Origin of the sequence: Kribbella sp. NBC_01505 (genome assembly GCF_045040285.1) — a bacterium.
Taxonomy (GTDB): domain Bacteria; phylum Actinomycetota; class Actinomycetes; order Propionibacteriales; family Kribbellaceae; genus Kribbella.
In genome coordinates this window covers 6,199,842-6,215,136 of record NZ_CP109425.1, presented here as the reverse complement: position 1 = coordinate 6,215,136, position 15,295 = coordinate 6,199,842, and the positions used below count along the sequence as shown (strand labels likewise).

Sequence of the window (15,295 nt, the reverse complement as noted above, 5' to 3'; positions counted from 1 at the left end):
TCATCCGACAGATACCGCCTCGTACATCGCAGCGACTGGTGGGGTGGCCGAGACTCTGACCGACTGGGGATGATCGAGCCCCGTGGACGCTCTTTCGAACCACCAAAGCGAGCCGGACGCCCTGAAGCACAGGACGGAGTTTGCTGCATTGCTCAAGCAAGCGCGCTGCACCGCCGGCCTTACCGTCCGGGAGTTGGCTAGCACGATCGGATACACGCATCCTCATGTGGCGCGAGCGACGACAGGTGACCGCCTTCCTAGCTGGACGCTCACTTCCGCCTACCTGGACGCGTGCGGGATCAGAGGCCCCGATCTGCGGGCTTGGCGTCAATTTTGGGAGGCCGCGAGGTTGATCGACCGCGAGTTCCGGAGTCCTGATTTCCCTCCATCGGAGGTGAACCTCGTCGACGATCCTACGTGGCAGGTCGCGGCTGGCGCGGTGCGCAGGATCGAGCCGCTCGGCGGCTTCGTTCGATCGGTCAGCACGCTGGAGGGCTTGAGTGTCGCCTTGCGCCGCTTGAGCGTACGCAGCGGATTCGACTCGCTTCGGAAGATCGAGTCAGCGACAGGTATCCCGCGGGCAACTCTGCATGGATGGTTCGCGGCCAAGCGTCGCCCTAACAGCGCCAGTCTAGATCGTTTGCTCACATCCCTCGGCACGACAGAAAATGAGCGCTACGCGTTTGCAGCGTGCCTTGACCGCATCGACGCTCAATCACGTGCGACGGTGTCACTCGCGAGACTGTCCGCGACACACGAGTTGCCTGACGCACCTGCAGGGTTTCACAGGACGGCTCGCGACAGATACTGGCTAGACGGCTGACACTCAACCCAGGCTAGGTTGGATCGACGACGGTGCCGCGGAGTCCAGCGGAACGCCACCTCTAGACAACTGACAACGAAACGCTCTCGCTCGGACAACCAACGCGGCAGATCTCGACTAGGCCGCGTGTGTGAGTGAAGGATGCTCATCCAACGCTCTGCTGTAGCCACGCGCTGCCGTGTCGGCGTTGAACCTCGACTGTTCCACACGCTTGGCGCCCCACGACCCACCAAGCATCTGGAGCGGGCGGAGTATCCACCAGAAGATGGACCCGCCGGCCAAGTGCAGACTCAGTGCGCCTATTAGACGCCGGTCGAATGTAGCCATAATCTCGCACTGCTCTGGATCTAGCTCGGCGTAGGGTGGCTGCAAGTCCTTCGCCGGGTCGATACCGTGATTCGCCATGGTGACCAGGACAGCCACCGCACGAGACGTGCCGCCTACGCGGTACGGATCCTTCACCATGACATCAGCTTTCGCGATGAACTGCCGAACGGGCTCGATGTCCGGCAGATTGCCGTAGCGGACCGCATCGTCGCAGTCGTCTCGGATCTCAGAAACCTGAGCGACGAAACGAGCCGCCGACGCCGCTGGAACAACGACGATCACTGCTACCCATAGGGCTACCGCCGCAGCTAGAAGCAGTACCAACACGCTGATCATCCTTCGCCCCCATCGTCGTCCCGTACCTCTACAGTACGCAGTCGCCTAGATTCTGCTACCCCAAGCGGCGCTTCCATCAGCCTGAAACCCCGTCAGATAGATCATTTTCTCGGAGCCTCTGTTGCAGTTCCTTGACATCTCGCTGCAGATTCTTGTTCCGGTCGTCCAAACGATCCGCCCGGCGCTTGTGCCGATTACCCCAGATCCACGTGCCCAGTCCCGCCAACGACACAGACACGGTCAAAGTGAGCGCAAGTTCTACGTTGAGAGTTGTTGATTTGCCGCTGAGGACGTCTGCCGGCAGAGACATCGCCGCCACGACCGCAGCTAAGCCAAGCAAACTCGAGAACGGACGCCAAACGAGTCGGAGCCTCGCCTCACGCAATGCGATTTGCGCTAGAAGCACCTCATCGGAATCCGCAGGCCTGTTGCGACGGACGCCCTTGGCGGCCTGGACCTCTGCACCTGCATTGGGCCCGTCTTCCCCAGTTGTTGGGCCTGTTGTAGTCACAGCTAGCTCCCCTGACCTCTCTGTAGGTCGCCCGAAGGCTACAGCGCGCTACATAGCACTGCAAGATCCAAATGCCGGTAGCCCTTCCTGCGGCCACGATGGCCAAGCCAGGCACCTGTCTGCACAGCAATTTGTCCAAAAAGACGATGCCGAGACAGTTCGCTATTGACCTTGCCGAGTTAGCTCCACATGCAGTGCCTGTGTGGGATCAGCAACGGCAGATTCAGGTCGCAGGACGCGCCATTCGCTTCCAGACAAGCCGAACGACTCTCGCCAACACGCATGCACGCTCAATTGAATCAATCGTTCGCATGTCGTGATGGACTCCGAGGCATCGACCCTCAGCCCTGCAACTCGCCCGTGACCGACGCTGCCACAGATCCCCAGTGGGCCAATAGTTCTGTGAACCCAGCTGGCCGATCTTCGCTCGGCGCGAGCCAGTGAGAGACCCCGAGTGTCGAGAGGCTGCTGTTGCACGACCCGCCTTTGGACAAACGTTCGCGTCCTCTTCGACCTGATCGACGATGCGATCCCATATAACGCCGACACCCCCGACAACATGGCAGCCTGGGGTATGCCGCCACGATCGGGAGCTGCAGCACCGAGCCAGATCCCGAGTCCATCAGCGACTTGGCCGAACAGCTTCTTCCACGCCGCGTGGTCAGGGCAAGGATCTCACCGCCCACGATTCTGCCAATTATTGACGGAGTCCGGGCCGCCACTGGAGAGCTCTCTGCGCCGGACCCGTTGCCTGCAGCACTCAACGAGCTTCACGAGATGATGCTGCCCCGCCGCGAACCGGCAACTGCGGCCCCCGCCTCATCGTCATGGCGATCGCCGGACTCGATAGTCCCGACCGCCATGCCGTGCCACCCCGAATCTCTCCGAGTCCGACATAGGCCTATTGGCGATGACCGCAGTGGTCGGGCCGAGACGTCTCGCGGATTGCCAACGCTGAGCTACCTAGCGACCTGCAGGGTGCTTGCCGGGCAGCAGACGGCGGCCGTCCGCTCAGAGGTGCACTCGATTGCTGGCCGCCTTCTCTATCAACCGACTATCGTTCGCAACCGTTCGAGTCGTCATCTAAGGGCCTGGGTTCATGGAGTTCGTGTGCTTGATTCGTCCTCGGCCAGATCAGAGACTGATGGAGTAAGCCCGCAGGATGAGGCAACTGTCTCGTGTGTGAAGGCTGACAGGAGGACCGTTGCCTCTCATCGAGAGAATCGAAAGCGCACTGGACAAGGGGGTTGACGCCACCAAGTTCGAGCGCACGGCGATCGCCCTTCTAGAGAGCCGCTACCCGTCCATCTCGCCTGTCGAGGCGGGCAAGGATGGGGGCCGCGACGCTGACATCTATAACGTCATTGCAGACGATCCCGACAGTCGCGGACGCGTGCTCGCGACCACTGGAGATCCACTCGCCAACCTCAAGAGCAGCCATCAAAGCTGGCAGAAGCAACCCGGATTTCGCGTCGACAAGATCGTCATGGCGCACTCGAAGAATCTCACTGCCACGACCCGCGCCAAGATGGACAAGTACTGCGAGACACAGGATCCGCCGCTCCCGCTGCCCGAGTACTTCGCTCGCGATTGGCTGGTCAGAGAACTGATTCGCAATGCCGATTGGAGAGAGTACCTGACCGGCGTCGCCGGCCGGATGGACTCTCTGATCAGCGCACCCTATGCCGTCGATTGGCAGAACAGACCTCTGGTGGGCCGTGACAGAGAACTCAACCAGTTAAGGTCCGCGGTGCAGCAAGGCGACGACATCTTGCTTGCGGGTGTGCCCGGTGTGGGCAAGAGCAGGCTCCTGCAGGAACTCCATCGGGACACCAGCCTGCTGTTCGCCGTGCCAGAGGCGCGCCAATATCTGGCCGGCGATCTCCTCGAGGTCATCCCGTCGTGCGTTGTGGTGGACGACGCCCATCTCCATCAGGATGTACTTGTCGAGCTCATACGTCTGAGGCGTCAAGAAGGCCTGACATTCAGCATTCTTGCCTCGGCTTGGCCTGACCAAGCCGAGGCAGCGGCCGAGAAGATGCCAGGCTGCCGGCAGATACTCGTAGACCTGATGAGCCGCGGCGACATCGACGCTGTCGTACAGAGCGCCGGCGTCAAAGGATTCCACGCACGGCGGCTGGTGCTCGATCAGGCGGATGGTCGCCCTGGCTGGGCTATCCAACTCTGTCGAGCGCTCATTGACGGCGACGGTGAACGAGTCGTATCAGGCGACCATCTCCTGGAGAAGGTCGATCGCTACTTGCGAGTGGCTACCGACTCCGCTGCCGCCCTTGATGCGGTCGCATGTATCGCCGCGCTCGACGGAGCAGATCAGGACGACCTCGAGCGCCTGAGTGAACTGGTCCGTATGCCGCTGGCATCGTTGATGGAAGCCGTCCACACTGTCGCCACCAGAGGCGTCATGGAGCTGCGAGCAAATCGCTGGGCACTGGCTCCGGCGCTCCGCCTGCCGCTGGTCAGCAGGTGGTTCTTCGGCGCGCGGCAGTTCCGCAGCTGGAAATCCCTGCACACCGAGTTCCCCGATGCCGAGCAGATTCTCGTCGAGACGATGCTGTCTGCGGCAGCGACCTCAGCCGACGTCCGAACCGCAGCGGATCATTGGGCCCGGTCAGCTGGTGCCCCAGTCACCTGGACCGGTGGAACGCTCATGCAGATGCAGCTCTATGCGCAGACATCGCGGCAAGCAGGCGACTTAGCGTGCCGAGGCGCACGAGTGGTCTTGTCCACTACTCGTGAGGTAGAGAAGTCTCCCTGGGGCACTACGTTCGATCCCCTGGGTGATGGCGCGCGGGAGGTGCTCCTGACCTCCATGAGGACATGGCTCAACACTGAGGCAATCCACGGCGTACTGGACATGTCGATCGACCCCTCGACACCGCCGTCCAGCGACAAGCCGCTTGAGGAACTCGGCAAACTCACCCGATACCTCGACCCCGACCGCGGTTCATTCTTCGAGATCCGCAGCGCAGTTCTCAAGGACGCCATCGACTGGACCAAACTCGACGCCAGGCCGCGCTGGGAGGTCTGCGCGGAGATGATTGCCTACTGCTTCGATCCCTCAGTGGAAGGCCTCTGGACCGATCCGGTCGGGTCGGGCGCCATCACCGTCGCAAACGGAGTCGAATCCCCATTTCGGCTGCGCGAGCTCGTGAGCCTCTGGGATCAGGCGGATGTGTTTCTGTCCTCCCATACGTCTCGGCCATCCGCCGAGGCTATCGGGCACTTAATCCGCCTCTTCGGAGAGTGGTTGCGTCTGGCCGGAGGCCACGCCAACGGCGCAACCGCACCGTCTGACGAACAAGTTGCGGTTGGCGCCGACGGCGCCTGGCGCATCCTAGAGACAGTGCTGCCATTGCTCGACTCTCATGCCGGGCTCGCCGTGCGACTGCAGCGTGAGCTAGATCTGGCCGAGCGCTGGGACTTGCGCCCCCCGGATCATCTTCCGCCAGTCGTCCTGGACCAAGACCTCCTTCTGTTTGTTGGCCGAAGTGACCTCGACGACCCCATCGAAAACTGGCGTCAGCGGCAAGCGTCCCAGCGCAGAACCGTCGCTGGCAGCATCGTTGCGCTCGGCCCGGAAGCCGGCACGGTCCGATTTGTTCAACTGGCCATCCTCGCCGCGGAGGTGAGCCAGAACGAGCCCACTCAGATGGTCGCCCGAACGGTCATCGACCTAGCTGCCGATCCCGCTGCATGGATTGGACCAGCGATCGACTTTCGATCCGCAGATCTCCTCGTCAACGCCCTGTGGGCAGTGAGGCAACACGCAGAGGCCGTCGACGTCGCCGCTGTTTCGAGGGCATACGAGGATCCTCCGCTACGTAACGCCGTCATCGCAGCATGTCTGGGTGTCGGAGGTATGGACGATCTCGCCGTCCTCACCGTCGCGCAGCTTCAACCGAGCGATGCCTGGCACCTTGACTACCTCTACACCAGATCCGCGGCTGACGCTGTTCTGCTCGGATTGCTCGAGCATCAGGTGGTCGACATCCGGGCGGGAGCGTCGCTCGCGTTCAACGTCGGCACAGGTGATGGAGTGGACCTTCCCGAAGATTGGGTGCCGGCCTGGGATGCCGCATTCCTGGAGGCCAGCCCGAGTACCCTCCACGGCAATCAAGAGTGGAGATTGCGCGAGATGCTCAAAGCTCTCACCCAAACCCAACCAGCAACTTGCGCGCGCTGGTACGAACGCCGCCTGCAGGAGGACAAGAGGTTGATTCGCTTCCGCTCACCACAGGCGGGCGACCTTGACGGAATCCCATCCCAGCTGCCACAACCACAGCGCGAGCAGCTCGCGCGGCTCACGGCACGCCTGGGATTCATCGGTTACGGCCTGCTGCCCGGCCTCCTAGGCACCGATACCGAACTCGCTGCCCGACTCCTCGAGGACGGAACCCTCGAGGGAATCCGAGCTCTCGACATACTGACCGGTCGCCTCGACGACGGCATAGAGATCTTCGGTCCGCTGCTCCTCGCGCATGGCATACCGGCAGATCAAATCGCCCGCCGGATCTCGTCGCAGCGTTCCTGGGTGGGGGAAGAGTCCGACTCCATCAGGTCCGATATTGCTTGGCTCCGTGAGATGCAAAGGCGGACTTCCACCCTGAGTCAGGTCGGCGACCTCGCGATCGACCGTCTGAGTTCGGAGCTCGAGACGACGCTGAAGGAAGAAGCCGAGCGCGCACGTCGCGGCCAGCTCTAGGTTTCGGTCCAACCAAAGCCATCGATGGCGACGTCAGCTTGGACCTCGATGAATGGCGTCTGCGCCTAGCCGACGTCTACAACAGCGTCACAGACCCGATCGCGATGACCGCGAGCCCCTGACGCTCCTCAACACCTTGCGCAAATGTCAGCTCGTGTTTCGGATATGGGTTACCCGCCGCCTCAGCGCACGACCGGCAGTCCTCCAGCGAAGCCTACGCATCATTCCCATGAACCGACCATACGAGCCGTTCTGACACTGGTCCCGCAGAAACGAGGACCCCGAGCCGCCGATCCGGGGCGCCAGGCCGACGCCGCCGGCTGCTGGGACTTCACGTTTCGGTCCCGCCCGACCGGGTTGCAGCTTGTGACACGCTGGATCAGTGGATGCATCGAGGGAGAGGTATTAGCGTCTGCGGGATGAGTGACGCGGTTCTGTTCGACGGCTGGTGCGGCAAACCTATCGCCTGGTGCAGAGTCGGTGATCCGGTCATCGGCCAGGAGTGGACAGAGAACAGGCGCGTGGCTGTCACCGAGCGACTGACGCCTGAGAAGGCGGTCCAAACCTACGGCCCAGTCACCGAGGTGGTTGTCGGCCGCCAAGGCGGTTTCCAGTCGGTCACCTATGGAACGGAGAAGTTCGTTTGCCGTTTCGTCGATCCACGCGGCAGCTGCCTGTACGACGACTCGGTCGTGAAGGTGAACGACCCGGTTCGGGACAACCACGAATGCCCGGCCTGCGGCGCCGAACCCGGTTGCTGCTGCACCAACGACAAAGGCCACGAACGCAGCAACCACAGGAAGCGGAGCGACGGCCGGACCCGCTGGGAGATCGAGCGAGCCGAGGCCGAAGCGCGAGCGGCGCGCGAGAAGGCCGAGGCCGCGCTGCAATGGGAGGGCGAAATGTCCAGGCCTCCCGAGCATGGGAGCCGGCTGGAGCTGAAACGTTGGAAATGGTCGGACGATCCGGGCGTGTACGAACGCGTGCAGGACACTTCCGAATGGTTCACCGTCGAGCGGACCTACGCCAATCGAACCGTTCTCTGCAACGAGAAGACCTTACTGGCGCGCAACGAGTACACCGGCGACTGGTTCATCATTTGCGGAGTGCCGACGTCCGCACGTCTCCCCTGCCGGAACTCCTTGCCCTGCCGCACCAGCCACAAACCTGGAGTCACGCTCCATGAAGGAAAGCCATGGCTCTGAACAACGCAGAACCGCTCCTAGGACAGCTCAGCGAGGACACCGCAACGAGCCTGCTGAGAACCTTCGCCGTCCGCCTGGCCACGGAACTGACGCTCCCCGGCGAGGAGCACTACCCGCCCGGAGCGGTCGACTACCACGCCTCCTTCAGCCTGACCTGGTACTCATTCACAGCTGACGATCCGTCGGACCTCCAACTGCTCGAGACCATCGCCGACCAGGGCACGGAGACCGACGACGGGATCGAGTTCACGGTCGGCCAAGCGCATCTGGTCAAGGTCGATCTCAGCCAGAGCGGACTCTTCGACGCTCTGGACGCCCGAGAGGCCGATCTGGAGTACCTCGCGTCGCTGCTCTTCACCGAACGCAGCAACGGCGAGTACGAGATCGAATCCGAGCTCGAAGGCTTCTACAGCGACGCGATCCTGGTCAACTCCGCTGAAGTCGATCCGCTGTGGCGCGGGCACAAGCTCGGTCTGCTCGGCGCCGGCACTGCCATCAACGAACTCGGCCGAGGCTGCGGCCTGGTCGCCCTCGATGCCATGCAGCCCGGCACCCGCGGCGCAGCCGCGCGAAAGGCGTCACACCAACGCCTCGCTGGCTACTGGTCACAACTCGGATTCACGCCTTGGCGCGACCGCGTACTGATCCTCGATCTGGCCCTCAGAACCTTCGACGACCACCTCACCAAACTGGTCCGCGACGCCGGACTCCACCTCCGCTCGATTTGAGGCAGTTCAAGGACGCCGATCCGTCCCTCACGCCGCTAGATGCGCACCTCTTTACGCACCTGATTCAGCGCGAAAGGATAGCCAGCGATGACAACTCATGCGCAGGAGTCAGTCGCCAAATCCTTTACCTGTAAGAGGATTCGCGCAAAGTTGGCAAACAGTGGTCAGCCTCGGCTGCAAATCAGCGGGTTCGGGGTTCGAGTCCCTGGCGGCGCACAACACCGAGGCCCGGGCACACATCGCAATGTGCACCGGGCCTTCGTGTTCCCCGGGCCACCGCCGGCACCCTTGATCTGATAGTGACTGTGCGTCATGTCACATCGATGCTCACCGTCGCCGCCCCAACACGACCGCCGCCGAACGAGCCCTGCTGAAGAAGCTCCAGGACCGCGCACGCTCAGCTCATGCGGGCGAGCTCACCACATTGCACAAGATCGGCGACTTCTCGATCTAGGGGCAGCCAAGTTCAAGAAACTCGTCGAGCTCGGCGAGCGCTCCCTACCTCCTACGACACCTACGAACGCGTCGCACGCCTCCACATCCGCCCCGCCATCGCCGAACTACGCATCGGCGAGTCCCTCGCCGTCCTCTGGTCCGAGGTCAGCCTAGAGGCCGCCCCGTTGAAATCATCCACACCATCGTCCGCGTCCACGAAGAATGCCTTCTCCGCAAGACAACCAAGTCCAAAGCCGGCGAGCGCAAGCTGCCACTCCCACGATGGCTCGTCGTCATCCTCCGCAAACGCCAAGCAGCTGGCGTCCGGCTCGACGCCCCGATCTATGCCGACGGCAACGGAAAGTTCCGCGACCCCTCCAACACCCGTCGCGACCTCCGCGCCGCTCTCTCCCCCATCGGCAGCACCGCTCGCCGCAACCCGGACTAACCGTCCGGGCCCTCTGCCGCGCCGGCAAGCAGACCCGCAAAGTGGCGCCACGAAGATCGACTGGTCGCGCTGGCGCAGCGGTGTCGCACAGTGCGCGACACCGCTAGTTCAGCTCGTCGGGCTGCTAGGTGTCGGTCCACTGGGAGTGTACGGCGGGTAGGTCCTCGTCGGCTGAGACGGCAACTGCAGCGCCTTGGCTATCTGCTGAACCAACATGATGGCGTCAGGAACCGCGCTTCGCCCCTTCCCCGGCCGATAGACCCGGAGGTTGATGTACCAGTCACCAATGACCGCGTTGGCCACCGCACCCTTGCGAAGCTCCCCCATCTTCGTGCCTTCCAGACGACTCTCGTACGCCGGCTCGGCATAGCCAATGGGAGCCTCGGCAGGAAACAACGTCCACGCCGGCTTCGGATGCTTCAACTGCCACTCGGTGAAACCTTCGTCCTGCCCCCGGCCCCAGACAACTACCTCGATACTCGGCGCCGCCCGTCCGTCCGCCCATACCGTGCACCCAGCAGTGCTCAACGGCTCGCCATCTCGCCGCCCCTCCAAGCTACCGCTCGTGCTGAGGTTGGAACTCCCCAGCACTGCAGCAGCATCGACCTTGGGGAGGAAACCGCACAGCGACTCGCCGGTGACTCCCAGAGTTGAATACGTCGTCGGAGCAGCATGCAGGCCGTCGTCTCCTCTGCATCCCCCAAGAGCGCCACATGCAAGGAGCGCGAAAGCAACTCCAAGCACCCGACGCGGGCGAGACGACCTAGTCATTATTTGCGTGGCCACGCGCGGTCGTACGGAACATCGACATACGTGAAAATCCACGCGTTACCTCCATAGGTGTTCGACCAATTCCGGTAGGCCTCACGTGCCAGATTGAAGGTAGGAGGTTCATCTACGATCCACCGCCCGCCCGGGCCGGAATGACCTACCAAGGCAGCCGCCGGCGGTGGTACATGGAGCTGCCCTTCACTCTGCTTGTTTGCCGCTGCGTAGTGCTCCGGACGCATCTAGCCAGCCTGCAGCAACATGTTCCGGACACTATCCGCCAATGCCTTCCGACTGGTCTCATCCATCGCCTTGTAGTCCTGTGCGTAGGAAGATTTCGGTGCCTTACCAAGCTCCGCCAAGGCGCGGTCCTGAATCTGGCCGAGAGCGTACTTGCTCCCCTCACCCACGCTGGCCCCGATATTGAAGATGGGCAGCGAGGTGAGGGGACTCAGGGTCTTTGCCATCAGCGCTCGCTGCCGAGCTACTTCTTCATCGCTCGCTGCAGCCCCGTCACGGCGGGATCCACGCCATGAGCACGCGATGTCAATCAGTGACGGTGTTGTTACTTTGAGATGACACCTCCGCGTGGTGTCATGGCCCCTGAGTCCGCCCCGACGAAGGAGCCGCACCCATGAGGCGTCATCTACCCATCGCACTCGCCTTCTCCGCGCTGGCTGCGCTGGCTGTGCTGAGCCCGCCGATGGCGGCAGCGGCGGCTGACGAGGTGCCCGCCGTACCGGTCGATCGGCAGACACCGACCAAGATCATGCCGGTGGGTGACTCCATCACGGACGGAGCCGACGAGGCACAGGGTGGCTATCGAACCGATCTCTGGCAACTGCTGCGGGCGGACAACCGGCCGATCGACTTCGTCGGGTCGAACTCGTCCGGATCGACGGCACTGGGAGACCGGGACAACGAGGGCCACGGCGGTTACACCATCACCCAGGTCCAGAACAGCATCGTCCCACGGCTGAACGAGTACCTTCCCGATGTCGTCACGCTCCAGATCGGCACGAACGACATGTACACCGACGAGCTGGCCGGCGCCGCCCCCGATCGGCTGTCCACGCTGTTGGACACGATCACAGAAACGATGCCCGAGGCAAGGGTGTTCGTGAGCAGCATCCCGCCGATGAACAACTCGAGCCACAATCGAGCCAACGCGTTCAACGCGACGATCCCCGGCATGGTCGCGGCGAAGGCCGCCGACGGTCAGCACGTCTCCTTCGTCGACACGAACCCGGCGTACTCGAATCCTTTCGACATGATCGACGCCGTACACCCGAACTACGGCGCGCTGTCGAAGGGAGCGGCCATCTGGTACGCCGCCCTGACCGACGTTCCGACGACGCGCTTCGAGGCGGAACAGACAGCCAACGCCACCGTCGTCAACGCCGTCCGTGCCCAATCGACGTCAGCGTCCGCCGGCGGAAAGGTCGGCAAGATCGACTTCGCGGACAGCTCGGTCACCTTCTCCTTCCAAGTCGCTTCCGCGGGCACCTACCGAATCCGCGCCCGCGCATCGAACGGCATGAACAAGACCTGCAGCCACAAGGTCCAGGCCAACGGAGGCGCCTCGGCATCAACCGGCTATCCGTCGTACTCCTGGGACCTGTACGCGGTGTCGGCGGTCGATCTGCCCCTCGTCGCGGGAGCGAACAAAGTCAAGTTCACCGTCGGGAACTGCTATGCCGAACTGGACTCGATCGATGTGAGCAAGGTTCCCTCCGCGTAACCCCGCCATCACCCCACCAGTGACAAACAACGGTCCCGCAGATCCGGACAGACCACCGCGAACCCAGCCTCCACGAGCCGCGGCGCAACGGCGTACCACGTCGTGTGCGTGCGCGGATGACCATGCAACAGGACCACCGCCGGCCCCGACCCACCATGCCGCACCCGGATCCGCACCCCCGCGACATCCAGCTCCTCCACCACTAAACCCTCGAACATCTCAGCCGCCATACCCGGCGGGTTCCCGGGCGTGAGCTGGTGAAACGTCTGGTTTGCCTTGGCCGAGGATGGAAACCGGCGGGGACATGAAACTGGGCTTCAAACTGATTGCCGAGGCGTACGGGCCGCTGGAGATCGTCGAGCAGGCGGTCCGGGCGGAGGCCGCCGGGTTCGACTTCGTCGAGGTCAGCGACCACTTCCATCCCTGGGTCAGCGAGCACGAGCACTCCGGGTTCGCGTTCTCGATGCTGGCCGCGATCGCGGCCCGGACGTCGACGATCGGGCTGGCGACCGGCGTGACCTGCCCGTTCATCAGATACCACCCGGCGGTGGTCGCCCAGATGGCGGCAACGACCGCGATCCTGTCCGGCGGACGGTTCACGCTCGGGGTCGGCGCGGGTGAACGACTGAACGAGCACGTGGTCGGCGCCGGTTGGCCGGCGGTCTCGACCCGGCACGAGATGTTGCGCGAGGCGCTGGAAATCATCCGGCTGCTGTGGAGCGGCGGCTACCGGTCGTACGTCGGTCAGCACCTGCGGCTCGAGGACGCGCGGGTGTTCGACCTGCCGGACGTCCTCCCGCAGATCGCCGTGGCCGCCGGTGGACCCTCGGCCGCGCGGATCGCCGGTGAGCTCGGCGACGCGCTCTTCGTGACCGAACCCAGGTCCGACCTCATCACGACGTACGAGAAGGCCGGCGGCAGCGGACCCCGGTACGCCGAGGTCCCGCTCGCCTGGGCTCCATCGGCCGACGAGGCGGCCGAGTCCGCCCGCCGGCTGTTCCGCTTCGGCGTCACCGGCTGGAAGGTCCAGGCCGAACTCCCCAACCCGGTGAACTTCGATGCCGCGACCACGCTCGTGACCGCGGTCCACATGGCCGAACAGTTCGGCTGCGGTCCCGATCCGGAACGGCACCTCGAAGTCGCGCGGCAGTTCACCGAGGCCGGTTACGACCGCCTCGCACTGATCAACGCCGGCCCCGACATGGACGGCTTCTTCAGGTTCTTCACCGACGAACTCGGCCCCGCATTGCGGTCAGCCTGACGTCAGCGCCTCGAGCAGGGTCTTACCGAAGGCCGGGAGGTCGTCGGGGTTGCGGCTGGTGATCAGGTTGCCATCGACAACGACCTCCTGGTCGACCCAGGTCGCGCCCGCGTTCCGGAGATCGGTCTGCAGACTCGGCCAGGACGTCAACGTCCGGCCCCGCACCGCATCGGCCTCGATCAGCGTCCACGGCGCGTGACAGATCGCCGCCACCGGCTTGCCCGAGGCAACGAACTCCTTGACGAAGGCAACCGCCTTCTCGTCCAGGCGCAACGCGTCCGGGTTCGCCACCCCACCGGGCAGCACCAGCGCGGCGAAGTCCGCCACCGAGGCATCAGCGACCACCTGGTCGACCGCCTGCTTGCCGGCCGCCGTCAGGTGATCGAACGTCTGCACCTCACCATCGGCCGGACTCACCAGCACCGGCTCGTGACCGGCATCCCGCACGGCCTTCCACGGTTCGGTCAGCTCGACCCGTTCGATACCCTCGGCAGCGACCAGGAATGCGATCTTGCTCATCGAAAACCTCCTTGTTCAGCTAGCGGGATAAGCGTTGTCACGCAGGAGCCGCGCGAGGTGCGCGGCATTCGCTGCGGCGGTCTTGGTGGTCGCACCGGTCGTGTCCGGCTTCGGTCCGGCGTCGTTGTAGTCGACCGACCCCATCGCCTCCCCGACCCAGTACGTCGCTCCGGCCGCCGGGACCGTGAAACCGACATCGTTCAGCGCCTGAAACACCTCGGCCGTCACGTGATGAGCGCCGTCCTCGTTGCCGACGACACCGACAATCGCGACCTTGCCGTAGACCAACGGCCGGCCCTCGTCGTCCTTCTCGGACAACTCCGCGTCCAACCGCTCCAGCACCACCTTGCACACACTCGCCGGCTGCCCCATCCAGATCGGCGTCGCGATGATCAAGATGTCCGCGGCAAGCACCTTCTCCCGCAACACCGGCCACTCATCACCGTCCCCCTCGTCGACACTCACCCCGAACCGCACATCATGATCGACGACCCGGACCAGCTCGCCGTCGACATCATGATCGGCGAGCGCAGTCAGCAACTCCCGCCCGATCAGCTCCGAACTCGACTTCGCCGGCGACTTCTTCAACGAACAACTCAGTACCAACGCCCGAAGCGACGACATCCGCGATTTCTCCCGTTCCGGCCGGCATCCACAGCCAAGCCTGCGCCGACCGGTACCCACCTCTCCCGGTCTTTCACCCCGGATGCGGTGACCAGCACTATCAACGTGCGCCTGCCAGTATTCTGCAGAGATGCGTCGTAGATCGGCTTTCGCCTCTCGGTTGGTGCGGACTGGTGCCGTGGACGAGAAGCCCTCGCTGGAGGACGATCTGCGGCGATCCGTGCTGACCGGCGGGCAGCAGCCTGGGACGCCGATCGCGATCGACGAGGTAGCCGCGTTCTTCGGGGTCAGCCCCATTCCGGTCCGCGAGGCGCTGAAGACGCTTCTCGCGGAAGGACTCGTCGAGCACCGCCCGCATGTCGGGTACAGCGTTGCCAAGCTGACCTTCAACGAGTTCAGAGAGTTGTACGACGTTCGCCAGGTGCTCGAGTCGGCCGCCCTGCGCGCGGCGGCCGGAGCTGCCGACGCCGGCCACGACCAGCAGGCTCGGCTGGCCCATCAGGAAGTCGGAGAAGCCATCGAGCGTGGCGACGACCGCGCCTACGACGCGGCGGCACGCCGATTCCACCTGGCTCTGATCGCACCGTCGGGAATGCGACGGCTGATCACGATGTACGAATCGGCCTGGAACATCACCGAGCCCGCGCGGCCGATGTCTCACGTCGCCGACCACGATCGCGTCGACTTCCAGGCGGATCACCAGCGGATGCTCGATGCGTTCGCGGCCCGCGACGCGGACACGCTGATCGCCGAGTCGGACCAGCACTACGACCGGCTCCGGCGATCCATCGGCCGGTTCGCCGGAGATCCCGAGTGCTTCGCCGACCCCGACTGACCGCCGACGCA

Annotated in this window: 13 protein-coding genes; 7 read left to right on the top strand and 6 right to left on the bottom strand. The window is 63.9% G+C overall.

What is annotated here, in order from left to right; all coding sequences use genetic code 11:
• The first annotated feature begins 82 nt into the window (after positions 1 to 82).
• Positions 83 to 823, top strand: a complete 741-nt coding sequence (locus tag OG474_RS29305; RefSeq protein ID WP_405056821.1) for a helix-turn-helix domain-containing protein — start codon at positions 83 to 85, stop codon at positions 821 to 823.
• Between the two features lie 117 nt (positions 824 to 940).
• Here OG474_RS29305 and OG474_RS29300 read toward each other — a convergent pair whose 3' ends face one another.
• Positions 941 to 1,486: a hypothetical protein gene (locus OG474_RS29300; protein WP_405056820.1), complete on the bottom strand. Its 546-nt coding sequence runs from the start codon at positions 1,484 to 1,486 to the stop codon at positions 941 to 943.
• A 1,715-nt stretch (positions 1,487 to 3,201) separates the two neighbouring features.
• Here OG474_RS29300 and OG474_RS29295 point away from each other — a divergent pair.
• The 3 genes from OG474_RS29295 to OG474_RS29285 all read left to right on the top strand — a co-directional run bounded on the left by OG474_RS29295 (position 3,202) and on the right by OG474_RS29285 (position 8,653).
• Complete coding sequence (locus OG474_RS29295; protein WP_405056819.1) at positions 3,202 to 6,720, top strand: ATP-binding protein; 3,519 nt, start codon at positions 3,202 to 3,204, stop codon at positions 6,718 to 6,720.
• A gap of 419 nt (positions 6,721 to 7,139) precedes the next feature.
• Positions 7,140 to 7,925 carry a hypothetical protein gene (locus OG474_RS29290; protein ID WP_405056818.1) on the top strand — a complete coding sequence of 262 codons (786 nt, stop codon included), beginning with the start codon at positions 7,140 to 7,142 and terminating at the stop codon, positions 7,923 to 7,925.
• Complete coding sequence (locus OG474_RS29285; protein ID WP_405056817.1) at positions 7,916 to 8,653, top strand: hypothetical protein; 738 nt, start codon at positions 7,916 to 7,918, stop codon at positions 8,651 to 8,653. Before OG474_RS29290 ends, OG474_RS29285 begins: the two co-directional genes overlap by 10 nt.
• A gap of 991 nt (positions 8,654 to 9,644) precedes the next feature.
• Here OG474_RS29285 and OG474_RS29280 read toward each other — a convergent pair.
• Together OG474_RS29280 and OG474_RS29275 are read right to left on the bottom strand one after the other, a co-directional pair.
• A complete protein-coding gene (locus OG474_RS29280; RefSeq protein ID WP_405056816.1) occupies positions 9,645 to 10,064 on the bottom strand; it encodes a hypothetical protein in 420 nt (139 codons plus the stop codon).
• 482 nt (positions 10,065 to 10,546) lie between these two features.
• A complete protein-coding gene (locus OG474_RS29275) occupies positions 10,547 to 10,771 on the bottom strand; it encodes a hypothetical protein (protein WP_405056815.1) in 225 nt (74 codons plus the stop codon).
• 167 nt (positions 10,772 to 10,938) lie between these two features.
• Here OG474_RS29275 and OG474_RS29270 point away from each other — a divergent pair, with 167 nt between their 5' ends.
• Positions 10,939 to 12,045 (top strand): GDSL-type esterase/lipase family protein, encoded by a 1,107-nt coding sequence (locus OG474_RS29270; RefSeq protein WP_405056814.1) that lies wholly within the window; start codon positions 10,939 to 10,941, stop codon positions 12,043 to 12,045.
• An 8-nt stretch (positions 12,046 to 12,053) separates the two neighbouring features.
• On the opposite strand, the gene OG474_RS29265 is transcribed toward OG474_RS29270, so the two are convergent.
• Positions 12,054 to 12,245, bottom strand: coding sequence for an alpha/beta fold hydrolase (locus tag OG474_RS29265; protein WP_405056813.1), 192 nt, complete (start codon positions 12,243 to 12,245; stop codon positions 12,054 to 12,056).
• Between the two features lie 104 nt (positions 12,246 to 12,349).
• Here OG474_RS29265 and OG474_RS29260 point away from each other — a divergent pair, with 104 nt between their 5' ends.
• The gene (locus tag OG474_RS29260) at positions 12,350 to 13,306 is read left to right on the top strand and encodes a TIGR03557 family F420-dependent LLM class oxidoreductase (protein ID WP_405056812.1); all 957 of its coding nucleotides are present in this window, start codon (positions 12,350 to 12,352) and stop codon (positions 13,304 to 13,306) included.
• On the opposite strand, the gene OG474_RS29255 is transcribed toward OG474_RS29260, so the two are convergent.
• Complete coding sequence (locus OG474_RS29255; RefSeq protein ID WP_405056811.1) at positions 13,298 to 13,825, bottom strand: type 1 glutamine amidotransferase domain-containing protein; 528 nt, start codon at positions 13,823 to 13,825, stop codon at positions 13,298 to 13,300. The two genes, OG474_RS29260 and OG474_RS29255, sit on opposite strands and share 9 nt — an antisense overlap.
• Before the next feature lie 15 nt (positions 13,826 to 13,840).
• Positions 13,841 to 14,449, bottom strand: coding sequence for a flavodoxin family protein (locus tag OG474_RS29250; RefSeq protein ID WP_405056810.1), 609 nt, complete (start codon positions 14,447 to 14,449; stop codon positions 13,841 to 13,843).
• Between the two features lie 130 nt (positions 14,450 to 14,579).
• Here OG474_RS29250 and OG474_RS29245 point away from each other — a divergent pair, with 130 nt between their 5' ends.
• Entirely contained in the window at positions 14,580 to 15,284 is a 705-nt protein-coding gene (locus OG474_RS29245) for a GntR family transcriptional regulator (protein ID WP_405056809.1), read from the top strand.
• Positions 15,285 to 15,295 lie beyond the last annotated feature (11 nt).

Coding starts and splice junctions, on each gene's coding strand:
- OG474_RS29300 (WP_405056820.1), bottom strand. CDS start 1,486: ATGATCAGCGTGTTGGTACTGCTTCTAGCTGCGGCGGTAGCCCTATGG.
- OG474_RS29290 (WP_405056818.1), top strand. CDS start 7,140: ATGAGTGACGCGGTTCTGTTCGACGGCTGGTGCGGCAAACCTATCGCC.
- OG474_RS29285 (WP_405056817.1), top strand. CDS start 7,916: ATGGCTCTGAACAACGCAGAACCGCTCCTAGGACAGCTCAGCGAGGAC.
- OG474_RS29275 (WP_405056815.1), bottom strand. CDS start 10,771: ATGGCAAAGACCCTGAGTCCCCTCACCTCGCTGCCCATCTTCAATATC.
- OG474_RS29270 (WP_405056814.1), top strand. CDS start 10,939: ATGAGGCGTCATCTACCCATCGCACTCGCCTTCTCCGCGCTGGCTGCG.
- OG474_RS29260 (WP_405056812.1), top strand. CDS start 12,350: ATGAAACTGGGCTTCAAACTGATTGCCGAGGCGTACGGGCCGCTGGAG.
- OG474_RS29255 (WP_405056811.1), bottom strand. CDS start 13,825: ATGAGCAAGATCGCATTCCTGGTCGCTGCCGAGGGTATCGAACGGGTC.
- OG474_RS29250 (WP_405056810.1), bottom strand. CDS start 14,449: ATGTCGTCGCTTCGGGCGTTGGTACTGAGTTGTTCGTTGAAGAAGTCG.
- OG474_RS29245 (WP_405056809.1), top strand. CDS start 14,580: ATGCGTCGTAGATCGGCTTTCGCCTCTCGGTTGGTGCGGACTGGTGCC.